This is a genomic window from Janthinobacterium leeuwenhoeki (assembly GCF_051380795.1).
Lineage (GTDB): Bacteria > Pseudomonadota > Gammaproteobacteria > Burkholderiales > Burkholderiaceae_D > Janthinobacterium.
In genome coordinates, this window is record NZ_JBNYXT010000009.1 from 35914 (window position 1) to 58399 (window position 22486).

Below are 22486 nucleotides of genomic sequence, written 5' to 3' on the forward strand. Positions count from 1 at the left end.
GCAATCGAAATCTCCAAATAAAAATGGCCGCCAATTGCTTGGCAGCCACTTCATTGACCCGGCTTTGACGCCGGAATCACACGACTTACTTGCCGTTCAGGCCACGGCGTTCCAGCAGCGGTTCGATCTTCGCATCGCGGCCGCGGAAGTTGCGGTAAATGTCGAGCGCATCGGCGCTGCCGCCGCGCGACAGCAACTTACTGCGGAACCAGTCGCCGTTCTTGCGCGTCAGGCCGCCGTTTTCCTTGAACCACTCGACCGTGTCTGCATCGAGCTTTTCCGACCACAGGTACGCGTAGTAACCGGCCGAATAGCCGCCCGCGAACGCATGCGAGAAGTAGGTGGTGCGGTAGCGCGGCGGCGCCGGGGCGAAATCGACGCCCGCTTCCGTCAAGGCGGTCTTTTCAAACGCCAGCACGTCGGTGGGGATCTGGGCCGGGGTCAGCTGGTGCCAGCGCTGGTCCAGCAGGGCCGACGCCAGGTATTCCGTGGTTTTATAGCCCTGGTTGAAATTGTCGGCCGCCGTCACTTTCGCCAGCAACTCGGCTGGAATGGCCGCGCCCGTCTGGTAGTGCTTGGCGTAGTTTTGCAGCACTTCCGGCCACAGCGCCCACATTTCATTGACTTGCGACGGGTATTCGACGAAGTCGCGCGGCACGCTGGTGCCGGCGAAGCGCGGATATTTCACGTTCGAAAACATGCCGTGCAGCGCATGGCCGAATTCGTGGAACATGGTGTTGACTTCGTCAAACGTCATCAGGGTCGGCTGGCCCGCTTCCGGCTTCGGAATGTTGAGGTTATTCGCAATCACCGGCTTGCGGTTCAGCAAGCTTGACTGGCCCACGTAGGCATTCGCCCAGGCGCCGCCGCGCTTGTTGCTGCGCGCGTAAGGGTCGAGCGTGAAGATGGCCAGCTGCGTGCCGTCTTCATTGAAAACGTCGTACACCAGCATGTCGGACGTGTAGACGGGCAAGTCGGTACGCTGCTTGAAGGTGAGGCCGTACAATTTACCTGCAGCAAAGAACACGCCCTTGGTCAGCACGCTGTGCATTTCAAAGTACGGTTTTAATTGCGTCTCGTCGAAGTTGTAGCGTTCGGCGCGCACCTTGTCGCTATAGAAGGCCCAGTCGGCAGCGCCCACCTTGAAGCCGCCTTTTCCTGCATCGATGACCTTCTGGATATCGTCCGCTTCACGCCGCGCATTGACGACGGCCGGCTTCGCCAGCTCGCCCAGCAAAGCGTTCACGGCGGTGGTGTCGTGCGCCGTCTGGTCTTCCAGCGAGTAGGCGGCATAGTTAGGGTAGCCCATCAGCGCGGCACGTTCGGCGCGCAGTTTCGCCAGTTCCAGCACTTCGGCAGTATTGTCGAACTCGCCGCCATGGCTGCCGCGCGCTTGCGAGGCGGCCATGATGCGTTCGCGCAAGGCGCGGTTGGTCAGCAGCGACAGCGGCGCCTGGCCCGTCGTGTTGACGAGGGCGATCACATATTTGCCATCCAGACCACGCTTCTTGGCCAGGCCCGCGGCCACTTCGATGGCGGCTGGCGACAGGCCGTCGAGTTCTTCGCGCGTGTCGACGACGACGGCCGAAGCGTTCAATTCCTTCAGCACGTTCTGTGCGAACTTGGTCGACAGGGCAGCCAGCTGGCCGTTGTAGGCGCGCAGCTTTTCCTTGTCAGCCGCCGACAGCTTGGCGCCGGCGCGCACGAAGTCCGTGTGATAGCGTTCCAGCAAGCGCTTCGATTCGGCATCCAGGCCCAGCTTGTCGCGCTTGGCGTAGAGGGTGTCGATGCGCTTGAACAATTTGTCGTTGAGCATGATCGCGTCGCTGTGGGCCGCCATTTTCGGCGCCAGCTCGCGTTCCAGGCCCTGGATCGTCTCATTCGTGTTGGAGCCGGACATCACGGAAAACACGGTGCGTACGCGGCTCAGCAACTGGCCCGAGCGCTCCATGGCCACGATGGTGTTGTCGAAGGTGGCCGCTTTCGGGTTATTCGCAATCGCCTTGATTTCTGCCAGGTTGGCGGCCATGCCTGCCGTAAAGGCGGGCGCGTAGTCGGCGTCCTGCACCTTGTCGAACGGTGGATAGTGGAAGGGCAGGCTGCTGGCCTGCGCAAACGGGTTCGAAGCAGGCAGCGCTGCGGCCGCGGTGGCGGCAAAAGCGGCGGCGGCTGGCGCCAGCATCAGGCTGGCGGCGATGACGAGCATTGTTGGACGGGTCATGTCTACTTTCAAGGAGCGCAAGAGAACCGCGATTGTGTCGCGGGCCAGCTTGAAATAATAACAGCCTGACACACTTGCGTCACCAGCAACGACTGACCTTAGCGGGTCGGCGGGTAATGAATGGTTTTCATGTACCCCGCGCCATGATGCCGATTTAGTAATGCGGCGGACGTTCGTTGACCAGCCCGCCATTCGCCTGCTGCGCCCCGTCGCGCACATGCTCACCCAGCTTGTGCAGCATCGCTTCGAGCTGGTCGATACGCTTGCCCTGCTGGTACACCATCTGGTTCAGCGACTCGACCAGATCCTCCTGCTGCGCCAGCTTGATTTCGATATCGACGAAACGTAATCCCATCTGTTCTGCATTGTCCATGGTGTTCTCGGTGATTCCTGACTGAAAGCGGCATTCTACCGCCGCAGCGGCGTGAGCCAGGACAAACAAGCGACATTCTTTCCGAAGCGGTGCCAATTTCTGCCTATTCTCTCCGTATGGCTGAATCAAATGGCTTGACGAATGAGAACAAACGATTACAATGAACCTATCCACTTTGCCTGAGTTGATCGACACGCGCAAGACGGCCAAATACCGCCGCTGGGAAGACTCCCTGCACGACGTGGCGGCCGCCGCCATCGATGCGCGCATCAAGCATTTGCAGCATGGAAAAAAGGGCGATTGGCGGCCGGTAGGCGAAGGCGTCTGCGAGCTGCGCTTTTTACAGACGGGGCCCGGCTGGCGCGTGTATTTTCACGAAACGAATCGGGGCACACTGATCTTGCTGCTGTTGGGTGGAAACAAATCGAGCCAGCAACGCGACATCAGGCAGGCGCAAGCGATCCTCAGGGATTTGAAAGCCCGGCAGGCAGCCATCCGGAAAGCGGCAGCAGCCCCATCGACAGGAGCACGAAAGAAATGAACCAACACCCCGACCATGACACCTTCGACCTGGACGACCTCGACGCACTGGGATTGAGCAAATTTGACCCGACGCAACACCTGACCAGCAAGGCCGCCGTGGCCGCCTACATGAGCGAAATCGTCGCCACCGGCAATGCCGAACTGTTCCAGTCCGCCATGAACGACGTGGTGCGCGCCTACGGCATGGGCAAGGTGGCGGCCAGGGCCGACATCACACGCGAAGGCGCGTATAAAGCCTTGCGCGAAGGCAGCAAGCCGCGCTTCGAAACCATTTTAAAGATGCTCGATGCGCTGGGCATGCAGCTGGCCATCGTGCCGAAAACCACGCCCGACGGCGCCGTGGAAGCCTGAACGCCGCTTAAGCCTTCGGCGCGGCCAGCAAGGCCTTCATGCGCGCCAGCCGTTCTTTCGGCGAAATAATTTCCGCCTCCGTCGGCACGGCGTCGCCCACATCGAGTTGCATTTCCTTGATGAAGCGCGACGGGTCGCAATGGACTTGCTCACCTGCCCGCTTGCGCTTCTTGCACCAGGTGACGTGCAAGGTGCGCTGGGCGCGCGTGATGCCCACATACATCAGCCGGCGCTCTTCCTGGATGCGCGCGGCGATGGTTTCAGCGGGCGCGTCAGGGTCGCCCTTGTGCGGCAAAATCCCCTCTTCCACGCCGACCAGAAACACGTGCGGAAACTCCAGCCCTTTCGACGCGTGCAGGGTCGACATGCGCACGGCGTCCTGTTCCTCGTCCTTGCCTTCCAGCATGGTCATCAGCGCCACCATCTGCGTCAGTTCCAGCACGTTCTTTTCTTCGCCATCGCGGTCCTTGCCGCCCCGGCCCCGTTCCTTCAGCCAGTTGACGAATTCCAGCACGTTCTGCCACTTGCTTTGCGCTTGCCGTTCCTCGAAGGCATCGTACAGATACGATTCGTAGTGGATTTCCTTCATCATGTCATCCAGCACTTCGGCCGCATTGTCGCCGCTGCCGGCCGCACCGGGGCGGCTGGCGCGCGATTCGAGGTCGTTGATGAAGTTGCAGAAGTCGCGCAGCGGCCCCAGTTGGCGGTCCGTCAGCTTGGCCTCGATGCCGCCCTTGAAGACGGCCTGGAACAGCGAGCACTGCCACTGCCCCGAGAACGCGCCCAGCACTTCCAGGGTCGACTGCCCCACGCCACGGCGCGGCGTCGTCACGGCGCGAATGAAGGCCGGGTCGTCGTCTTCGTTGGCCAGCAGGCGCAGGTAGCTGATGATGTCCTTGATTTCGGCCTTGTCGAAGAAGCTCTGGCCGCCCGAAATCGTGTACGGGATGCGTTCCTTGCGCAAGCATTGCTCGATGATGCGCGCCTGGTGGTTGCCCCGGTACAAAATCGCGTAATCGGAAAATTTATTTTTTCGCTCGAAATGGTCGGCCGAGATCATGATGGCGACTTGTTCCGCCTCCTGCTCGTCCGTCTGCATGCCCAGCACCTTGATCGGCTCGCCCAGGCCGTGTTCCGACCACAGCGACTTTTCAAACAGTTTCGGGTTGTTACCGATGACGGCATTGGCCGCATTCAGCACGCGCATGGTGGAGCGGTAATTCTGCTCCAGCTTGATCACCCGCAAATCGGGGAAATCCGTCTCCAGCGTCTTCAGGTTTTCCACGGTGGCGCCGCGCCAGGCATAAATGGCCTGGTCGTCGTCGCCCACGGCCGTAAACATCGGCTTCTTGCCGATGCCCGTCACCATCAGTTTCACCAGTTCGTACTGGCAGGTGTTCGTATCCTGGTATTCGTCGACGAGCAGGTAGCGCAGGCGGCGCTGCCATTTGTCGCGCACGGGGCCGTTGTTGCGGAACAGTTCCACCGGCAGGCGGATCAGATCGTCGAAATCGACGGCCTGGTAGGCGGAAAGCGTTGCCACATAGCTGCGGTAGATGCGCGCCGCGTTCGCTTCATCCTCATCCTTGGCTTGCGCCAGCGCCATGTCCGGGTCGATCAAACCATTTTTCCACAGCGACATGGCGTTCTGGATGCCACGTATCACCTGTTTATCGGTGGTAATGGCGAGGTCTTGCACGAGGGAAAAACAGTCGTCGCTATCCATGATGGAAAAGCGGTCTTTCAGCCCTACGCCATTGGCTTCCTGGCGCAGGATTTTCACGCCCAGCGAGTGGAAGGTCGACACCGTCAACTGTTTGGCCTGGCGTGGCTGCTTGAGCAGCTTGGCGATGCGTTCCTGCATTTCCAGCGCCGCCTTGTTGGTGAAGGTCAGCGCGGCGATGGTGCGCGGATCATAGCCCCGGTCTTCGATCAAGTGGGCGATCTTTTGCGTGATCACGCGCGTCTTGCCCGAACCGGCGCCCGCCAGCACCAGGCAGGGGCCGTCGAGGTAGGTAACCGCTTCGCTTTGGGGCGCATTCAGACCGAACTGTGGTGCTTTGGACATCAGGGTATTTCCGCAGGGAACAGCAGCTCATTGTAACAGCGTCGCGTGGGCCAATTGCATGGCGGCCCATGCCTGAAAAACAGGCAATGGCATTGATATCTCGCTCTGTGCCGCCATCTTGGCCCATGCCATGCGTGCGGCGAGGCCGGCGCTGGAGTACCATTCCGCCTATATCGCCCGTGCGCGCCCACTTACCGAATGACAGTCCCATGAAATTTGAACACCTGATTGAAATCAACGATCCTTTGAACCCGCTGATCGACACCTTGACCCTGGAGCAAGTCTGGCGCGGCCTGGTCTTGCGCGCCGAGTCGCCCAAGCTGTTCGTGCCGCACCTGGACGAGTGCCAGATCAGCGAGCGCAGCGATACCGGTTTCGCGCGCAGCCTGCGCTATGGCGAGCTGGTCATCAACGACAGGGTGGTGCTGGTGCCGCAACTGCAGGTGCGCTACGAAGTGCCGGCGCAACAGGATATCAGCGCGTCCTCGCTGGTGATGACCATCGAAATGCCCGACGAAGCGAGCCTGTGGGTGCGCTTCCAGTACGACGACGGCCACGACGCGGCCACCGATGCGGCCAACGCCCTGTACGACGACTTCCGCCGCTCCGCCTACAAGGAATCCGACATCGACACGGTGCGCATCATGCGCGAACTGGCGCTCGAAGGACGGCTGGATGCAGGTCTGCTGAATTAATCACCTGCGCTAAACTCTTGCGCTGCGGCCCCACAATTGATCCGGGCGAAACTGTAAACCCGCCTGCTCCGCGCTGAGCACTTCGCGGATGGCGTGCAAGTCCACGCGCGTATCGCGCCGCAGCGGCACGTCCAGGCGCGCGCCGCGGGGGCCGATCAGCGACTGCACATGGGGCGTGGTGGCGTTCAAGCCCTTGCGCGTGACGACGCCGATTTCTCCATTGAGTAATCTGACGAAGGTGCCGACGGGGTAGATGCCCAGCTCGCGCACCAGCAGGGAGGCCAGCGGCGCATCCAGGGTGGCCTTGTCGGCCATCAGCATGTCGCGCAGGGCCACGTTCGGCAGCAAGGGCTGGCGATAGCTGCGCTTCGACACGCGCGCGCAATAGCGGTCGGCCAGCATGATCAGGCGCGCGCCGATGCCGATCGCCGCGCCTTGCGTGCCCAGCGGATAGCCGCTGCCATCGATATTTTCATGGTGCTGCAGCACGGCCTGCAGCCAGACGGCGTCCGTGACGCCGGCCGCGCGCAGCAAGTCGACACCGGCTTGCGGATGGGCGCGCAAATAGGCGCGCTCATCTGCGTCCAGCGGGCCCGCCTTGTGCTGGAAATCCGCATGGCGTTCCAGCATGCCCACATTCATGCTCAGCGCGGCCAGCAGCACGCTGCGCACGACCTCGTCATCGAGTTTCAGGGCGCGCGCCAGCAGGGCCGTGATGACGGCCGTGTCGACGCTGTGGCGCACGGCAAAATCGCCCGCGCCCTGGTTGTGCAGGATGCAGGCCAGCGCCACGTCGGCGTCCAGTGCCACCGCCTCTTCCACCAGCTGCGCCAGCGGCGCGAGGGACACGTGGCTGCCCGCCTGCCCGGCGGCAATGGCCGGCAAGACGAGGGCAAGGCCAGCCGTGACAAGGTTCAGCATGCGCAGTGCCGACGGCGCTTGCGTGGCCGTGCGCGGCACGTCCGCACTGGCATCGGCGATGACGCCGCGCGCCAGCAGCAATGCGATCTGGTTCACGCTGCTGATGACATGGCCCAGCCTGGCCAGCAAGCCGCCCGTTTCGCCGTGCACGTCCCAGGGCAGCGCTACGCCCAGGGCGAGTTCTCCCGCATAAATGCGCCGAATTTTCACATCGTCTCCGTCATCGCTAGCCGCCACCCTTTTTACCATCGGGTGCTCGTGGGCATGAACCAATTGAAATGTTTTTTGCTTTTAATCAATATTTCAATGTGGCAGCGATGATCGCGCAATCATGTGCGCTTGTCTACAAAATTATGTAAAGCATAAAGTTGCATTCAAGGTCCGGGCGTGCAGTCGGCGCAGCCGGACGCGTGTTCCGGGTCTTTTTCCAGGTGCAGCGCCAGTTCGCGCAAGGCCGTACGCACGCCTTCCTCGATGACGGGGTGGTAAAACGGCATGTCGAGCATGGCCGGCACCGTCAACTGCGCCTGGCACGCCCAGGCCAGCAAGTGGCCCAGGTGTTCCGCCCTTGGGCCGATCAGCTCGGCACCGAGAAAGCGCTTGCTGCCGAATTCCGCATACACGCGCAGCAAGCCCTGGTTTTGCAGCATCACGCGGCTGCGGCCCTGGTTGCCGAACGACACGGCGCCGACGGCGAAGCGGCCCGCGTGGCTCACGCACAATTGCTGGTAGGTAGCGCCCAGGGTGGCGATCTGCGGCTCCGTGAAGGCAATCGTCAACGGCGTGCGGCGCAAGCCCGGCTTCACATTGGGAAAGTGCGCCGCATTGTCGCCCGCGATGCGGCCCTCGTCGGCTGCCTCGGGCAGCAGCGGCAAGGCATTGTCGGCATCCCCGGCGATGAAAATCGCGCTCTTGCCGCACTGCATGGTATGCGGGTCATGCAGGGGAATGCCATGGCGGTCGAGCTCGATTTGCGCCGTCTCCAGGCCGATCTTGTCCACGTTCGGCGCGCGGCCGATGGCGGCCAGCACATATTCGAACTGCTCGGTTTTTTCCACGCCGGCGGCATCGCTGCTGGTGAGCGCGATGCCGCTGCCGTCTGGCGTTTTGGCCATGCGCGCGACCTTGGTCATGAAGCGGATATCGAGTTCGCGCGCCAGCACGGCATCGGCCTCGCGCAGCACCAGCGGATCCGTCAGTTGCGCGACTTTATTGCCGCGCGCAAACAGGGTCACGCGCACGCCCAGGCGGGCCAGCGCCTGGCCCAGCTCCAGGCCGATGACGCCGCTGCCAACCACGGCCACGGAGCTTGGCAAATCCGTCCATTCGAACACGGCGTCGCTGGTGATGACCCGGTCGCCCGCCGCTTGCCACTCGGGCGGCACGATGGGCGTGGAACCGGTGGCGATGACCACGCTGGTGGCTTCGACAAGCGTATGCTCATCCACCTGCAATTTTCCGGGGGAAATAAAACGCGCATGGCCGCGCAGTTTTTCTTCCTCGGGGATGGCGTTGACGCCGTCGAGCACGAAGCCTACAAAACGATCGCGCTCGCTGCGCACCCTGGCCATCACCTGCCGGCCATCGATGCGTACGGGGCCAGGATGCACGCCAAAGGCCGGCGCGCTAGCTACCGCATGAGCTGCCTCGGCGGCCGCGATCAAGAGCTTGCTGGGCATGCAGCCCACCCTCGCGCACGTCGTGCCGTACGGTCCGCTTTCGATCATCAGCACGCGCTTGCCCTGCATGCGCGCCGCCTTGTGCGCCGTCATACCCGCCGTACCGCTGCCGATCACGGCCACATCCACTTGTATCGTCTTCATCGTGCTATCCATCCACTGAGGTTGCTCACAGCGTTCGATACTACCCGTTTGGCGAAAATAAGGTTTTACTTTGCAGCAATATATGTATTAGTATAACTAATCATTTTCAAAATTTATAAGCTGAGCTAATGGGATCACTCGATTATCGCGCGCTGGCCGTGCTGGACGCCGTGGCCAGCCATGGCAGTTTCGACAAGGCCGCCCTGGCGCTGGGCATCACCCAGTCGGCCGTCTCGCAGCGCATCAAGGCGCTGGAAGACGCCAGCGGGCGCCTTCTGATCATCCGTGGCCAGCCAGCCGTGCCGACGGGCCTGGGCCAGCGCCTGATCGTGCATCACCGCAACGTCAAGCTGATGGAAGCATCGCTCGACATCGACCTGGGCAACAGCGTCAGCATGCCGGAAATCGCCATCGCCATCGATGCCGACAGCCTGGCCACCTGGTTCCCCGACACTTTATACGCCCTGCTGGCGCCGCCGCGCTGCCAGCTCGACGTGCGTCTGGCCGACAGCGACAGCGCCCTGCAGATGGTGCGCGACGGCTCCGTGTTTGGCTGCGTGGCGGCCGAGTCCGGCACAGCGATCGACGCGGCGGCCGCCACCAGCGTCACGCCGCTAGGCACCTTGCGCTATGTCTGCGTGGCCACGCCCGTGTTTGCGGGCCACTGGTTCGGCGATGGTTTTATTGCCGAGGCGGTGCAACTGGCGCCGGCCGTGGTGGGCCAGCACGGCTTGCTGGCGCGTTTCCTCGCGGAACAATTGAGCATGCGTGAACCCTTTCCGCACCACACCTTACCCGTGGAAACGGCGCGCCGCAGCTGCGTCCAGGATGGCCTGGCCTACGGCCTGATGCCGCAGCGCCTGGCCGCGCCAGCGCTGGCGACAGACCGTCTCGTGGATCTGCTGCCGGGCAGCACCCTGGACGTGCCGCTGAGCTGGCACGCGTGGACTTTGGACACGCCGTTTACCAAGCTGCTGTCCGAGCAGATCGTCAAGTCGGCGCGCGACTACCTGCAGTAATTTAAATATCCAGCGGGTCCACTTCCAGCGACCATTTCACGCGCGACTTCATGGCGCGCAATTCACTTAACCATTCTTTCAAGAACGCCTGCAGCGCGGGCCGCGAGGGCGATTCCAGCAGCAGCTGGGCGCGGTCCACGTTGTAGACGCGCGTCATGCTCATGGGAATCGGGTCATTGATGGTCACCTGCGGGTGTGCCATGCACTCTTTCGCCGCCTGCAGGAACTCGATGGCCGTAGCCAGTTCGGGCGCCTCGGCGCGCAGCAGGGCCTGGAACAGATACGGCGGCAACGCCGCCTGGGCCCGCTCTTCCAGCAAGGTCGTGGCGAAATGGTCGTAATCGTGGTTGACGACGGCGTCGTACAGAGGATGGCGCGCATAGCGCGTCTGGATCAGCACCTCACTGACGCTGCCGCCTTCCGCCTGCGCGGCCCGCCCGGCCCGCCCCGCCACCTGCATCAGCTGGGCAAACAGCCGTTCGCTGGCCCGGTAATCCTGCGAAAACAGGGCCGTGTCCGGGTTCAAAATGCCGACCAACGTCAGCTTTTTGAAATCGTGGCCCTTGGCCACCATCTGCGTGCCGATCAGAATATCCACTTCGCCCCGGTGCACGGTATCGAACGCTTCTTGCGCGCTACCCTTCTTGCGCGTGGAATCGGCATCGATGCGCAAAATACGCGCCTCTGGAAACAATTGCTGCAAGCCCTCTTCCACCCGCTGCGTGCCGCGTCCCAGCGGCTGCAAGTCGACGTTGCCACAGGTGGGGCAATGGCGGGGAATGCGCAATTCCAGGCTGCAATGGTGGCAGCGCAAGCGGTGTTCCGGCTTGTGCAGCACCATGAACGAGGTGCAGCGCGTGCAATTGCTGATCCAGCCGCACGATTCGCAGCAGATCACGGGCGAATAGCCGCGCCGGTTCAGGAACAGCAGCGACTGTTCCCCGCGCTCCATGCGCAGTTTCAAGGCGGCCACCAGATGCGAAGTCAGGCCGTCTTTCGGCTTGTCGCGCTCCATGTCCAAAATCTTGACGCGCGGCAACACCGCATTCTTGACGGCCCGTTCGCGCAATTCCAGCTTGCGGTAGCGCCCCGTCTGCGCGTGGTGCCAGCTTTCCAGCGAGGGCGTGGCCGAACCGAGCACGATGGGAATCTGCAATTGCCAGGCGCGCCACACGGCCAGGTCGCGCGCCGAATAGCGCAAGCCTTCCTGTTGCTTGTAGGACGGGTCGTGCTCTTCGTCGATGACGATCAACTTGAGCTGCGGCAAGGACGCAAGAATGGCCAATCGCGTGCCGAGCACGATGCGTGCCTGGCCCTGGTGCGCGGCCAGCCAGTGCAGCATGCGCTCGCCCTCGGACAGGCTGCTGTGCAAGGTGGCCAGCATGACGCCAGGAAAGCGCGCGCGGATATTGCCTTCCAGCTGGGGCGTCAAATTGATTTCCGGCACCAGGATCAGGATTTGCGCCGCCTCGTCGCGTGCCAGCACCTGGGCGCAGGCTTGCAGATACACTTCCGTCTTGCCGCTGCCCGTCACGCCGTACAGCAGGGTCGGCTTGAAACCCCGGGCGCCGCCGATGGCATCTGCCGCTTCCTGCTGGGCGGCATTCAGCGCCGGCATGTTCAGCGGCGTGCCGTCGTGCGCATCGGCCAGCTTGGCCAGCTTCTTGATGGCCCGGTCGAGCGCCACGGTAGTGAGCACGCGCAAGTTCTTCGGCAAGCCCGGCAGCGCCACTTCACCCAGCGGGCGCTGGTAGTAATCTGCGGCAAAGGCGGCCAGCGCCAGCCACTGTTCCGACAGGGGCGCCAGCTGGCTGCGCACGGCCAGCACATCCTTCAACTTCGCGGCGGGCACATCGGTGCTGTCGGACACACCAACGATCAGCCCCATCACTTCGCGCCGGCCGAACGGCACCAGCGCCAGCTGTCCCACCTGCGGCAGCGGCGCAGCGGCGCCCGCGTCCGCGCTCCCGTCCGCCACCGCGTTCCAACGGTAGTCGAACAGGGCGTTCAGGGGCGTGTCGAGCGCAATTTTCAAAATGCACTGCGTCGTGAGGCACTGCTGCATGGGTGGGGAGCCTATCTCAATCAATGGCATGAACAACGCGCGGCGTGGCGTCCGGAACCGGCGCATGCGCCAGCCGGCCATGATACTAGCTCTGCCCGGCAAACGCCTAACCGGTCGCGCCCGGTCAGCACAATAGTTATCCGAATTGTCACTAAAAATAACAGTGTTATTGCCAAGCCGGCGGGGCTGCGGCCCCTGGTACAAATGTCCTGCGCGGCGGCAAAAAAAAGGGTCGATTGTACCAAGCCGAAAGTGACCTTTGTGGGATGACCGGCGGGAACACGCAGCCTATAGTTAGCGCTTCGGCAATTTCTAGCAAGCCTGCCAAGGCTGCCGAAGCAGTTCATGCCCGGCCGGACCACTCCCCGGCGCAGGCCCTGCGCAACCCCTCACTCACAAGGAAAACAGCATGCATGCAATTAAAAATTTCATCCAGAACGAAGACGGCGTCACGGCCATCGAATACGCGCTGATGGCGGCCCTGATCGCCACCGCGCTGATCGCCGCCGTCACCATCCTCGGCGATGGCATCAAGGCCGGCTTTACCGCCGTCGTCAAGAAAATGACCGTCGCCTGAGTCTTGCCTTCCCGGACGCACAGCGCGTCCGGGTACCCCGCCCTGCCGCGCACCGCCACCGTTCACCGCCATCGTCATGACTCCCCTTTTCTCAATCACCGTTCCCACCTTGCTGCTGTGCGCCCTGCTGGCCTGCGCCGTCTGGCATGACGTGCGCAGCCGCCGCATCCCGAATGGCCTGGTCTTTGGCGGCGCGCTGGCGGCCCTGCTGCTGCATGCTGTGCTCACGCCCTTGGGCGGCGGCCTGGGCGTGCCGGCCTCGCTGGCCGGGCTGGTGCTGGGGCTGGCCCTGCTGCTGCCCATGTACATGCTGCGCGCGCTCGGTGCCGGCGACGTCAAGCTGATGGCAATGGTGGGCGCTTTCCTTGGGCCGCAGCAACTGCTGTCGGCCACCTTGCTGACCCTGCTGGCGGGTGGCGTGCTGTCCCTGCTGGTGGCCGCCTGCACGGGCGTGCTGCGCCAGGTCCTCGGCAATAGCTACCGCATGCTGTTCTACAGCCTGCTGCGCGGCGTCAGCGGCGGCAATGCCCGGCTCGATGCGCCCCAGGCCGCCAGCGGCAGGCTGCCGTATGCGATCGCCATTGCGGCCGGCACCGCCCTGTCCTTTTTCTGGAGCTTTTCATGAGACATACCCGCGCCATCGCGCTGATCGTGCTGGCCTTCGTGGTGGCCCTGGCCGCCGTCCTGGTAGCGTTGCGCTGGATCAACGCACAAGCGGCGCCCAACAGCAGCAAGGTAGCCGTCGCCAGCGCCGACATCAACCTGGGCGCGCGCCTGGCGCCCGAGATGATCACGCTGGTGGACTGGCCGGCCGGCGCCTTGCCGCCGGGCGCCATCAGCGATGCCAAGCTGCTGGAGGCCAGGGTTGCGCGCAGCAATATCGGCCGCGGCGAACCTGTTCTGGAAAGCAAGCTCGCGCCCGTCGGCACGGTCGGTGGCCTGTCCGCCGCCTTGGGCGACGGCAAGCGCGCCATGACGGTGCGCGTCAACGACGTGGTGGGCGTGGCCGGCTTCGCCCTGCCCGGCAACTTCGTCGATGTGCTGGTCAATACCCAGGACGAAGCGGAAAAGAAACGCACGCAAGCCAACGATGCGGCCATTTCCAAGATCGTGCTCGAACGCATACTGGTGCTGGCCATCGCCCAGGAGTCGAGCCGCGACGATACCAAGCCCAAGGTGGTCAACGCGGTGACCCTGGAGCTGACGCCGGAGCAGGCGGAAAAGCTGGACCTGGCGCGCAGCGTGGGCACCCTGTCGCTGGTGCTGCGCAACCAGATCGAAGACCAGCCCGTCAATACGGCCGGCGCCACCCGCGCCAGCCTGCTCGACCTCAAAGCGCCCGCCAAGCCAGCCGTGGCCGTCGTCAGGCGCGCCGTCGCGCCGCCGCCGGCGCGCGCGGCCGGCGAGCGCATCGAAGTCATCAAGGGCCTGGAGCGTAGCGCACAGCAATTCTGATGGCCATTCCAAGAACGATTTCAAGCACTGATTGGGGAAGCAATTGACACATCCATTGAAACGCCCGGCCTTGCTGCTGGTACTGGCGGCCAGCCTGTTGCCGGGCCAGGCGGCTACGGCCGCCAAGGCGGCCAAGACGACGGCCAAGGTACAGCACGCGGCAGCCCCCTCGACCACGGCGCTGCCGCGCCTGATCAACCTGTCGGCCGGCAAATCGCAACTGCTGCACCTGCCGTTCGCGGCCAGCCGCCTGGCCGTGGGCGATACCGCCATCGCCGACGTGATCCTGCTCAATGCCAATGAAGTCTACCTGCTGGGCAAGCGTCCCGGCGCCACCAATCTGATCCTGTGGGACCGCGCCAAACAAGCCACCATCATCGACCTCGGCGTGGCCATCGACACGGGTGCGCTGCGCCTGCAGCTGCAACAACTGTTCCCCGACGAGACGCAGATCTCCATCCACGGCGCGGCCGACACCCTGCTCTTGTCGGGCACCGTGGCCGACACCGTCAAGGCCAGCCAGATCGTGGCGCTGGCGCAATCGTATGCCGAGCGCGCCAGCGGCGGCAGCGCTGCCGGCGGCGCTGCCGCCAGCGCCGTGGCCGGCATCAAGGTGATCAATATGCTGGCCATCGCGGCGCCGCAGCAAGTCATGCTGGAAGTGAAAATCGCCGAAGTGTCGAAGAGCCTGGTCGACCAGTTGGGCGCCAGCCTGGGCGTGAATGTCCAGGTCGGCAACTGGACGCATTCCTTGCTGTCGAACCTGCTCAGCGGCAACCGCAGCCTGATCGAGGCGTTCAACAAGAAAAATGGCAACTTCGTCAGCATCGACGCGCAAAAGCGCGACGGCCTCGTGAAAATCCTGGCCGAACCCACCATCATGGCCATCAGCGGCCAGGAAGCCAGTTTCCTGGCCGGCGGCAAGGTCTTCATTCCTGTCAGCCAGAACAACAGTGGCGGCACGCCCACCATCACCCTGGAAGAAAAGGAATATGGCGTGGCCGTCAAATTCACGCCCACCGTGCTCGATGGCGGACGCATCAATCTTAAGGTAGCGCCGGAAGTTTCCGAACTGAACAAGGATGGCATCGGCCTGAGCGCGGGCGGCACGAATGCCACTGCCTTGCTACCCTCGTTCACAACGCGGCGCGCCACCACCACGGTGCAGTTGTTCGATGGCCAGAGCTTCGCCATCGGCGGCTTGATCAAGAACAATGTGACGACGAATATCAAGGCCCTGCCCATGCTGGGCGAGATCCCCGTGCTGGGCGCGCTGTTCCGCAGCAGCGACTTTCAGAGCGACCGCAGCGAGCTGGTCTTCATCGTCACGCCGCACTTGGTCAAACCACTGCCGGCCGTGCCGCCCCTGCCCACGGATGGCTATGTGGAACCGTCGCGCGCGGAATTTTTCATACGCGGAAAAATGGAAGGAACACCGCCGCCCGCCACGGCAGCAGCCGCAACACAACCGGAGCAGCAACATGATTGATTTCCCCCGCTTTCTTTCCCTGCTGACCGTCATCGCGGCGCTGGGCGGCTGCGTGCAGCAGACACCGCGGCTCGACAGCCAGTTTGGCAACAGCGTGCGCCAGACGCAGGCGCAGCAAGTGCTGCAGCCCGACGCCGCCGCGCGTCAGCAAGCCCGCCTGGCCGCCAGCGGCGGCATCGATGGCCGCGCCGGCGTGGCTGCCTACCAGCACTACCAGGAATCGTTCCAGACCCCGCCGGCATCGACGCAGGCCCTGACCATCGGCGTCAGCAAGCGCTAGGGAGGGCTTACCGTGCAAATCACCGTCAACTCAAGAGATGAAAAAAGCCTGGCCGGCATCGCTGCGCTTTTGCGCAGCCGCAATCCCGCGCACCAGGTCGACACCCTGGCCGGCCCCCTGAAAAGATTGCCCGTGGCCAGCTCGCCGGACGTGGTGATCGTCGACCAGCCGAGTATCGAAGCCGGCGACCTCGACAACCTGGAACGGCTGAGCAACCAGCACCCGCGCATCGCCTTCATTTTGCTGTGCCGCCATCACACGCCGGACTTCCTGCTGCAAGCCATGCGCGCCGGCGTGCGCGAGGTGATCGATTATCCGGCCCCGCCAGGCTGCCTGTACCAGGCCATCGAACGCATCGAGGAAAAGCTGCAGCGACGCAGCCACGCCAACGGCAAGCTGCTGGCCTTTATCTCGTGCAAGGGCGGCAGCGGCGCCACCTTCCTGGCCACCAACCTGGCCTATGCGCTGGCGGCGCAGGGCGACAGCCGCGTGGTGCTGATCGACATGAATCTGCAGTTCGGTGACGCCTCGCTGTTTGTTTCCGACCAGAAACCGCTGGCCACGCTGGCCGACGTGGCGCAGCAGATCCACCGTCTCGATCCGTCGTTCCTGGCCTCGAGCATGCTCAATGTCCTGCCCAATTACGGCGTGCTGGCCGCGCCCGACGACCCCACGCTGGCCAACGACGTGAAACCGGAGCACGTGGACGCCATCCTCAGGCTGGCGCGCCAGCACTACGACTTCATCGTGCTCGACATCGGCCGCAGCCTGGACGCGATCAGCATCCGCGCGCTGGACCAGGCCGACATGATTTTCCCCGTGCTGCAAACCACCTTGCCGTATATCCGCGACGGCAAGCGCCTGCTTGATGTCTTTCACTCGCTCGACTATCCGATGGAAAAAATCCACCTGCTCGTCAACCGCCACGACAAGGGCAGTGAGATCAGCGTGTACGACCTGGTGACGGCCTACGGCAGCGATGTCTACATGACCGTCCCCAACCACTATGAAGCGGCGGCGGCCTCCGTCAACCAGGGCATCCCCGTGCTGCAGCTGGCCCCCACGAGTCCCATCACGCGGGCGCTGCAGGAATTCGCCCGGCGCCTGAGCGGAGCGGCCCCCATCGCCGCGCAGGATGGCTGGCTGGGCCGCCTGCTACGCCGCGCCTGAACAAGGACGACACCATGAACGCAGTCACCATCCCGATCCGCGAACGCCTGGGCCAGCTGCACACGCACTTGCGCCAGGGCACCATCGACAACCGCGCCTACCAGTTGCTCAAGCAGCGCATCCACGCCATCCTGCTCGACCGGGTGGACCTGGAAAACCTGCAGCGCATCTCGCCCGAGCAGGTGCGCGAACAGCTGCGCCTGCTGGTCGAACGCCTGCTGGAAGAAGAGGCCGTGGTCATCAACGACCTCGAACGCAAGAACCTGACGCGCGACATCCAGCACGAAATGCTGGGCTTCGGCCCGCTGGAATTGCTGCTGGCCGACCCCACTGTGTCCGACATCCTCGTCAACACCCACAAGCGCGTGTACGTGGAGCGGCGCGGCAAGCTGGAGCTGACGGACGTGTGCTTCAGCGACGACGCGCATTTGATGAAGATCATCGACAAGATCGTCTCGCGCGTGGGCCGCCGCATCGACGAATCGAGCCCCATGGTCGATGCGCGCCTGCCCGACGGCTCGCGCGTGAACGCCATCATCCCGCCGCTGGCCATCGACGGCCCCGTGATGTCGATCCGGCGCTTCTCGGCAGACCCGCTGCGCCTGGCCGACCTGGTGGCCTACGACAGCATGACGGCGGGCATGGCGGAAATCCTGCAAGGCCTGGGCAAGGCGAAGATCAACATCCTGATCTCGGGCGGCACGGGCAGCGGCAAGACCACCATGCTCAACGTCATTTCCGGCTTCATCGGCGCCACCGAGCGCATCGTCACGGTGGAAGACGCGGCCGAACTGCAACTGCAGCAGCCGCACGTGGTGCGCCTGGAAACGCGCCCGCCGAATATCGAGGGCAAGGGCGAGGTGACGCAGCGGGCGCTGGTGCGCAACGCGCTGCGCATGCGGCCCGACCGCATCATCCTGGGCGAGGTGCGTGGCGGCGAAGCGCTCGACATGCTGGGCGCCATGAACACGGGCCACGAAGGCTCGATGGCCACCATCCACGCCAATACCCCGCGCGACGCCATCACGCGGCTGGAAAACATGATCAGCATGGCGGCCGCCAGCCTGCCCAGCAAGGCCATGCGCCAGCAGATCAGCTCGGCCGTCAGCGTCGTGGTGCAGGTGTCGCGCCTGACGGACGGCAAGCGCAAGGTCACCTCGATCCAGGAAATCACGGGCATGGAAGGCGACATGATCACCATGCAGGAAATCTTCAGCTTCCGCCAGACGGGCATAGGCGATGGCGGCACCGTGCTCGGCCATTTTTCCTCGACGGGCATCCGGCCCCGCTTCCTCGAACGCCTGCATACCTTCGGCATCACAGTGCCGGCCCAGCTGTTCGAACCGACACGGCAGGGACTTTAAGATGGCTTCCCTGTTCCTTTTTGGCACCCTGGTCTTCAGCGCCGCGTTGCTGCTGGCCAGCGGCGCCTACCTGATCTGGCACGGCATGCGCAACCGCGCGCCCGGGCGCGTGGCCCAGCGCGTGCGCAATGCCAGCCTAGGCAGCGCCGACCACCATCCCGCCCTGTCGATCAGCAAGCAGCGCCTGCTGGCCCGCCACCCCCTGTTGCAGCGCCTGCTGCAGGCGCTGCCGCCGGCGGCCGTGCTGGACCGATTGCTGCTGCAGGCGGGACGCGGGCAGACGGTGGCGCAGCTGCTGGGCTGGTGCCTGGCCGCTCTGCTGGGCGGCCAGCTGCTGGGAGCGCTAATGGGACTGCCCCTGTCCTTGCTGGCGGGCCTGGGGGCGCTGGCAGGCGCCCTGCCCCTGCTGCACTTGCGCCGCGCACAGCAGCAGCGGCTCAAGCGCATCGAACAGCAATTGCCCGATGCGCTGGACCTGATGGGGCGGGCGATGCGCGCCGGCCATGCCTTTCCCACGGCGCTGAAAATGGTTGGCGATGAAATGCCGGCACCGCTGGGCAGCGAATTTCGCGCTGTCTTCGACGAAGTCAATTTTGGCGTGGCCATGAGCGATGCTCTGGGCAACCTGGCCAGCCGCGTGCCCAGCACCGACTTGCGCTACTTTGTCGTGGCCGTGCTGATCCAGCGCGAGACGGGCGGGAACCTGGCCGAGCTGCTGGGCAGCATCAGCGCCATCATCCGCGACCGCCTGAAACTGCTGGGACAAATCCGCGTGCTGTCGGCCGAGGGCCGCATGTCAGCCTGGATCCTGGGACTGATGCCGTTTGCCGTGGCGCTGATGATGCAGCTGAGCAGTCCCGATTTCCTCAGCCTGCTGTACCTCGACAGCGCCGGCCGCAAGATGCTGCTCACATCCGGCGTGATGATGGCGCTGGGCATTTTGGTGATCCGCAAGGTAACGCACATCCGCATCTGAGTTTTTTCCCGAAAGGTTGCTCATGAGTTTTCTGCAATTACTGTTTCTGGCGCTGACCTTTTGCGCCGCCTTCGGCGCCATGCTGTTGCTGCTGCGCCCTTTCGCCTCGTCTACTGTGCAATCGCGCCTGGCCGCGCTGGCCGACCAGCAGGCGCCAGGCCGCAAGGCAGGCGGCAGGCGCTGGCTGGCGCGCCTGCTGCACCTAGCCGTACCGCTGGGCAAATTGTCCTTGCCCGCAGAGAACTGGGAAGGCTCGCCGCTGCGCAGCCGCTTCATGCATGCAGGCCTGCGCTCGAACACCGCGCCGCTGCTGTTCTTCGCCGCCAAGACGACCCTGGCGCTGGCCCTGCCGGCCGCGGTTTTCTTCCTGCTGCATCAATCCTTCCCCAGGCTCGGCGGCAGCACGCTGGTGCTGTGCCTGCTCATCACCATGGCCCTCGGCTACTACCTGCCCAACGTGGTGCTGGCACACATGGTCAAGCAGCGCCAGCGTGACATTTTCGAGAACTTTCCCGATGCGCTGGACCTGATGACGGTGTGCGTCGAAGCGGGCCTCGGCATGGATGCGGCACTGGCCCGCGTGGCGGCGGAAATCGTGCTAAAAAGCGCCGTACTGAGCGAAGAGCTCACCCTCGTCACGCTGGAACTGCGGGCCGGCAGCAACAAGGAAAGAGCTTTGCGCAATCTGGCCTTGCGCACCGGCGTGGAAGACGTCGACGCCCTGGTCACCATGCTGATCCAGGCCGAACGCTTCGGCACGGGCATCGGCGCTGCGCTGCGCGTGCAGTCCGCACAATTGCGCACCAAGCGGCGCCAGGGGGCGGAAGAACAGGCGGCGAAGATCGCCCTGAAACTGCTGTTTCCCCTGATTTTCTTTATCTTTCCTTCGCTGCTGGTGGTGCTGATGGGTCCGGCCTTCCTGCAAATCTACCGCCTGTTGCTGCCGGCCCTGCGCAATGCCAGCTAAGGCCCGCACACCGGCCCGACAGGAGGGCGTGGCGGCCGTCGAACTGGCCCTGCTGATGCCCGTGCTGCTGCTGATTTTCCTCGGCATCGCGGGCATGAGCCGGCTGTACTACCTGCAGATGGCCCTGGTCAGCGCGGCGCGCGCCGGCGTGCAGTTCGCGCAGGCCGGCCAGACGCAGGACACGGCGCGTATCGCCGCCGCCGCGCAGCGCGACGCCCTGCACGACGCGCCCGGCATGGCCATGCCCGAAGTGACGATACGCCAGCGCTGCGCCGACGGCAGCCCGTATGCCGGCAACGGCAAGTGTCCCGGCTACGCCAGCGCACCGTGGACCTATGTTGAAGTGCGCACCAGCTACGTGCTGGCCGATGCCGCCTCGCCCCTGTTGCCCGCATTCGCGGCGCCGCTGCGGCTGCAGCAGAGCGCCACGGCTCGCCTGCGCTAGGTGCCCTCCAGAAAGAACGATCACGCCATGCATCCCATCCGCCAGCGCGGCTCTTTTGCCGTCGAATTCGCCCTCACACTGTCACTGCTGTTGTTACTCACGTTTGCCATCGTCAACCTGGCGCTGGCGGTATGGAACTACAACACCCTGTCGCAGGCCAGCCGCGAAGGCGCGCGCTATGGCAGCGTCCTGGGCAATACCGATGGCCGCTATAGCCGCGCGCGCGCGCGTGACCTGATACAGCAGCGGGTGGAAGCCTACGCCGTCGGCCTGCGCTTCGACACCATCGAAGTCAGCTGGGACAGCGGCGACAACGCCCCGGGCAGCATCGTCACCGTCAGCGCCAGCTACCGCTTCCATCCCGTCAGTGCCATGCTCGGCTCGCTCAGCATTCCGCTGCGCAGTTCGGCCAGCATGATGATTTCCCAATGACATTCCCCACTCCGCCGAACCGAGGTATTTCATGCGCCTGCCCCCTTCCCTGCGTTACCGCCACTGCCAGCGCGGCAGCATTCCCGTCGCCACGGCACTGCTGCTGCCGCTGCTGATCGGCTTTGCCGGCCTGGCCGGCGACAGCGGCAACCTGTATCTCGTCAAGCGGCGCATGCAGACGGCGGCCGATGCGGGCGCCGTCTCGGCCGCGCTGGAAGTGCAGCGCCAGGCCAGCCTGGCCGACATCGTCGCTGCGGGCAAGCAGGATGCGGCCCTGAACGGCTTCGCCGCCAGCGCTACCAGCGTCCACCTGCCGCCCCTTGCCGGCGCCCATGCGGCGCGCCCCGGCTATGTGGAGGTGCAACTGGCGCAAGCCGTGCCTACGCATTTCATGGGCTTGTTCGGTTTCCGCACGGTCGAAGTGCAGGCCCGCGCGGTGGCCGGCGCGCGGCCAGACGCCACCTGTTTCCTGGCCCTCAACAGCAAGAACGTCAGCGACGCGATGACGGTCACGGGGGCCGGCGAAATCACAGGCGAACACTGCTCGATTTTCGTCAACGGCAGCACAGCCAATACTCTGACGGCCAGCGGCGCCATGACCATCCGCGCCGACAGCATCGGCGTGCAGGCGCCCGGCTACCGACACGACGGTGGCAGCGCCTTCCTGCCCACGCCGCAGGTTGGCCAGGCGGCGCGCCTGGACCCGCTGGCGCGCCTGCAGCCGCCTACAGGCGGCGCCACGCAGGCAAACGGCAAGCTGACGGGCACGGGTACGCACACGCTGCTGCCCGGCGTGTATCCCGGCGGCATCAACCTGTCCGGAGGCATGACCATCAATTTTGCGCCGGGTATCTATGTGCTGAAGGGTGGTTTCACGGTCGACGGCGCCGTCAACTTGCATGGCGACGGCGTGGCCTTCTATACGCAAGGCTCCGTGAACATCCGCGGCAGCGGCGTGCTCAAGCTGGCGGCGCCAGAGACGGGCCCCATGGCCGGCATCCTCTTCTATGGCGACCGCAACAAGGTCACAGACAAGAACGAGATCACGGGCGGCGTCAGCGGCGAGCTGGCCGGCGCTCTGTATTTCCCGTCATCGGCGCTGGATCTGGTGGGTAGCGGCGGCCTCAAGGGCAAGCCCTACCTGATGCTGATCGCTGATACGATGTCGTTTACGGGCGGCATGCTGTCGGAATTTAGCAAGCCCGTGTATAACGACGCCTACCAGGGCTCCCGCGTGGCGATCGCGGAGTAG

Annotated in this window: 22 protein-coding genes; 16 read left to right on the top strand and 6 right to left on the bottom strand. The window is 64.2% G+C overall.

What is annotated here, in order from left to right; genetic code table 11:
- Window positions 1–85: 85 nt before the first annotated feature.
- Both ACQ4WS_RS10215 and ACQ4WS_RS10220 read right to left on the bottom strand, forming a co-directional pair.
- The gene (locus tag ACQ4WS_RS10215) at window positions 86–2221 is read right to left on the bottom strand and encodes a M3 family metallopeptidase (protein ID WP_436475892.1); all 2136 of its coding nucleotides are present in this window, start codon (window positions 2219–2221) and stop codon (window positions 86–88) included.
- A 154-nt stretch (window positions 2222–2375) separates the two neighbouring features.
- Complete coding sequence (locus ACQ4WS_RS10220) at window positions 2376–2594, bottom strand: SlyX family protein (protein WP_436475894.1); 219 nt, start codon at window positions 2592–2594, stop codon at window positions 2376–2378.
- A 160-nt stretch (window positions 2595–2754) separates the two neighbouring features.
- Between ACQ4WS_RS10220 and ACQ4WS_RS10225 the strand changes: the two genes are divergently transcribed.
- On the top strand, window positions 2755–3135 hold the full coding sequence (locus tag ACQ4WS_RS10225; RefSeq protein WP_436475895.1) for a type II toxin-antitoxin system RelE/ParE family toxin: 381 nt from the start codon (window positions 2755–2757) through the stop codon (window positions 3133–3135).
- Window positions 3132–3488: an addiction module antidote protein gene (locus ACQ4WS_RS10230; RefSeq protein ID WP_436475896.1), complete on the top strand. Its 357-nt coding sequence runs from the start codon at window positions 3132–3134 to the stop codon at window positions 3486–3488. Before ACQ4WS_RS10225 ends, ACQ4WS_RS10230 begins: the two co-directional genes overlap by 4 nt.
- A 7-nt stretch (window positions 3489–3495) precedes the next feature.
- On the opposite strand, the gene ACQ4WS_RS10235 is transcribed toward ACQ4WS_RS10230, so the two are convergent.
- On the bottom strand, window positions 3496–5556 hold the full coding sequence (locus tag ACQ4WS_RS10235; protein WP_436475897.1) for a UvrD-helicase domain-containing protein: 2061 nt from the start codon (window positions 5554–5556) through the stop codon (window positions 3496–3498).
- A 209-nt stretch (window positions 5557–5765) separates the two neighbouring features.
- On the opposite strand from ACQ4WS_RS10235, the gene ACQ4WS_RS10240 reads away from it, so the two are divergent.
- Window positions 5766–6251, top strand: coding sequence for an SRPBCC family protein (locus ACQ4WS_RS10240; protein WP_436475899.1), 486 nt, complete (start codon window positions 5766–5768; stop codon window positions 6249–6251).
- Between the two features lie 9 nt (window positions 6252–6260).
- On the opposite strand, the gene ACQ4WS_RS10245 is transcribed toward ACQ4WS_RS10240, so the two are convergent.
- Both ACQ4WS_RS10245 and ACQ4WS_RS10250 read right to left on the bottom strand, forming a co-directional pair.
- The gene (locus tag ACQ4WS_RS10245; protein ID WP_436475900.1) at window positions 6261–7382 is read right to left on the bottom strand and encodes an HD-GYP domain-containing protein; all 1122 of its coding nucleotides are present in this window, start codon (window positions 7380–7382) and stop codon (window positions 6261–6263) included.
- A gap of 164 nt (window positions 7383–7546) precedes the next feature.
- Window positions 7547–8995 carry a dihydrolipoyl dehydrogenase gene (locus tag ACQ4WS_RS10250; RefSeq protein ID WP_436475902.1) on the bottom strand — a complete coding sequence of 483 codons (1449 nt, stop codon included), beginning with the start codon at window positions 8993–8995 and terminating at the stop codon, window positions 7547–7549.
- Between the two features lie 128 nt (window positions 8996–9123).
- Here ACQ4WS_RS10250 and ACQ4WS_RS10255 point away from each other — a divergent pair, with 128 nt between their 5' ends.
- The gene (locus ACQ4WS_RS10255) at window positions 9124–10014 is read left to right on the top strand and encodes an ArgP/LysG family DNA-binding transcriptional regulator (RefSeq protein ID WP_436475904.1); all 891 of its coding nucleotides are present in this window, start codon (window positions 9124–9126) and stop codon (window positions 10012–10014) included.
- A gap of 1 nt (window position 10015) precedes the next feature.
- Here ACQ4WS_RS10255 and ACQ4WS_RS10260 read toward each other — a convergent pair whose 3' ends face one another.
- The gene (locus ACQ4WS_RS10260) at window positions 10016–12079 is read right to left on the bottom strand and encodes a primosomal protein N' (protein ID WP_436475905.1); all 2064 of its coding nucleotides are present in this window, start codon (window positions 12077–12079) and stop codon (window positions 10016–10018) included.
- A gap of 409 nt (window positions 12080–12488) precedes the next feature.
- On the opposite strand from ACQ4WS_RS10260, the gene ACQ4WS_RS10265 reads away from it, so the two are divergent.
- From ACQ4WS_RS10265 to ACQ4WS_RS10320, 12 genes are all read left to right on the top strand, one after another.
- On the top strand, window positions 12489–12656 hold the full coding sequence (locus ACQ4WS_RS10265) for a Flp family type IVb pilin (protein ID WP_436475907.1): 168 nt from the start codon (window positions 12489–12491) through the stop codon (window positions 12654–12656).
- Between the two features lie 76 nt (window positions 12657–12732).
- Window positions 12733–13281 carry an A24 family peptidase gene (locus tag ACQ4WS_RS10270; RefSeq protein ID WP_436475908.1) on the top strand — a complete coding sequence of 183 codons (549 nt, stop codon included), beginning with the start codon at window positions 12733–12735 and terminating at the stop codon, window positions 13279–13281.
- Window positions 13278–14111: a Flp pilus assembly protein CpaB gene (cpaB, locus tag ACQ4WS_RS10275; RefSeq protein WP_436475910.1), complete on the top strand. Its 834-nt coding sequence runs from the start codon at window positions 13278–13280 to the stop codon at window positions 14109–14111. Before ACQ4WS_RS10270 ends, cpaB begins: the two co-directional genes overlap by 4 nt.
- A 43-nt stretch (window positions 14112–14154) precedes the next feature.
- Window positions 14155–15600: a type II and III secretion system protein family protein gene (locus tag ACQ4WS_RS10280; RefSeq protein ID WP_436475912.1), complete on the top strand. Its 1446-nt coding sequence runs from the start codon at window positions 14155–14157 to the stop codon at window positions 15598–15600.
- The gene (locus ACQ4WS_RS10285; protein WP_436475914.1) at window positions 15593–15880 is read left to right on the top strand and encodes a hypothetical protein; all 288 of its coding nucleotides are present in this window, start codon (window positions 15593–15595) and stop codon (window positions 15878–15880) included. The genes ACQ4WS_RS10280 and ACQ4WS_RS10285 overlap by 8 nt, the downstream gene beginning before the upstream one ends.
- A 12-nt stretch (window positions 15881–15892) precedes the next feature.
- Window positions 15893–17050: a CpaE/TadZ family protein gene (locus ACQ4WS_RS10290; RefSeq protein WP_436475916.1), complete on the top strand. Its 1158-nt coding sequence runs from the start codon at window positions 15893–15895 to the stop codon at window positions 17048–17050.
- Between the two features lie 14 nt (window positions 17051–17064).
- Window positions 17065–18414 (top strand): TadA family conjugal transfer-associated ATPase, encoded by a 1350-nt coding sequence (locus tag ACQ4WS_RS10295; protein ID WP_436475918.1) that lies wholly within the window; start codon window positions 17065–17067, stop codon window positions 18412–18414.
- Window position 18415: 1 nt separating this feature from the next.
- Window positions 18416–19390, top strand: coding sequence for a type II secretion system F family protein (locus ACQ4WS_RS10300; RefSeq protein ID WP_436475920.1), 975 nt, complete (start codon window positions 18416–18418; stop codon window positions 19388–19390).
- A gap of 22 nt (window positions 19391–19412) precedes the next feature.
- A complete protein-coding gene (locus ACQ4WS_RS10305) occupies window positions 19413–20357 on the top strand; it encodes a type II secretion system F family protein (protein ID WP_436475921.1) in 945 nt (314 codons plus the stop codon).
- 28 nt (window positions 20358–20385) lie between these two features.
- Window positions 20386–20802, top strand: a complete 417-nt coding sequence (locus ACQ4WS_RS10310) for a TadE/TadG family type IV pilus assembly protein (RefSeq protein ID WP_436475923.1) — start codon at window positions 20386–20388, stop codon at window positions 20800–20802.
- Between the two features lie 27 nt (window positions 20803–20829).
- A complete protein-coding gene (locus ACQ4WS_RS10315; RefSeq protein WP_436475925.1) occupies window positions 20830–21234 on the top strand; it encodes a TadE/TadG family type IV pilus assembly protein in 405 nt (134 codons plus the stop codon).
- A gap of 31 nt (window positions 21235–21265) precedes the next feature.
- A complete protein-coding gene (locus tag ACQ4WS_RS10320) occupies window positions 21266–22486 on the top strand; it encodes a pilus assembly protein TadG-related protein (protein ID WP_436475927.1) in 1221 nt (406 codons plus the stop codon).

What these genes read in the sequence shown, in the direction of transcription:
- ACQ4WS_RS10215 (WP_436475892.1), bottom strand. Translation starts at nt 2,221, where the DNA reads ATGACCCGTCCAACAATGCTCGTCATCGCCGCCAGCCTGATGCTGGCG.
- ACQ4WS_RS10220 (WP_436475894.1), bottom strand. Translation starts at nt 2,594, where the DNA reads ATGGACAATGCAGAACAGATGGGATTACGTTTCGTCGATATCGAAATC.
- ACQ4WS_RS10225 (WP_436475895.1), top strand. Translation starts at nt 2,755, where the DNA reads ATGAACCTATCCACTTTGCCTGAGTTGATCGACACGCGCAAGACGGCC.
- ACQ4WS_RS10230 (WP_436475896.1), top strand. Translation starts at nt 3,132, where the DNA reads ATGAACCAACACCCCGACCATGACACCTTCGACCTGGACGACCTCGAC.
- ACQ4WS_RS10235 (WP_436475897.1), bottom strand. Translation starts at nt 5,556, where the DNA reads ATGTCCAAAGCACCACAGTTCGGTCTGAATGCGCCCCAAAGCGAAGCG.
- ACQ4WS_RS10240 (WP_436475899.1), top strand. Translation starts at nt 5,766, where the DNA reads ATGAAATTTGAACACCTGATTGAAATCAACGATCCTTTGAACCCGCTG.
- ACQ4WS_RS10250 (WP_436475902.1), bottom strand. Translation starts at nt 8,995, where the DNA reads ATGAAGACGATACAAGTGGATGTGGCCGTGATCGGCAGCGGTACGGCG.
- ACQ4WS_RS10255 (WP_436475904.1), top strand. Translation starts at nt 9,124, where the DNA reads ATGGGATCACTCGATTATCGCGCGCTGGCCGTGCTGGACGCCGTGGCC.
- ACQ4WS_RS10260 (WP_436475905.1), bottom strand. Translation starts at nt 12,079, where the DNA reads ATGCAGCAGTGCCTCACGACGCAGTGCATTTTGAAAATTGCGCTCGAC.
- ACQ4WS_RS10265 (WP_436475907.1), top strand. Translation starts at nt 12,489, where the DNA reads ATGCATGCAATTAAAAATTTCATCCAGAACGAAGACGGCGTCACGGCC.
- ACQ4WS_RS10270 (WP_436475908.1), top strand. Translation starts at nt 12,733, where the DNA reads ATGACTCCCCTTTTCTCAATCACCGTTCCCACCTTGCTGCTGTGCGCC.
- cpaB (WP_436475910.1), top strand. Translation starts at nt 13,278, where the DNA reads ATGAGACATACCCGCGCCATCGCGCTGATCGTGCTGGCCTTCGTGGTG.
- ACQ4WS_RS10285 (WP_436475914.1), top strand. Translation starts at nt 15,593, where the DNA reads ATGATTGATTTCCCCCGCTTTCTTTCCCTGCTGACCGTCATCGCGGCG.
- ACQ4WS_RS10295 (WP_436475918.1), top strand. Translation starts at nt 17,065, where the DNA reads ATGAACGCAGTCACCATCCCGATCCGCGAACGCCTGGGCCAGCTGCAC.
- ACQ4WS_RS10300 (WP_436475920.1), top strand. Translation starts at nt 18,416, where the DNA reads ATGGCTTCCCTGTTCCTTTTTGGCACCCTGGTCTTCAGCGCCGCGTTG.
- ACQ4WS_RS10305 (WP_436475921.1), top strand. Translation starts at nt 19,413, where the DNA reads ATGAGTTTTCTGCAATTACTGTTTCTGGCGCTGACCTTTTGCGCCGCC.
- ACQ4WS_RS10315 (WP_436475925.1), top strand. Translation starts at nt 20,830, where the DNA reads ATGCATCCCATCCGCCAGCGCGGCTCTTTTGCCGTCGAATTCGCCCTC.
- ACQ4WS_RS10320 (WP_436475927.1), top strand. Translation starts at nt 21,266, where the DNA reads ATGCGCCTGCCCCCTTCCCTGCGTTACCGCCACTGCCAGCGCGGCAGC.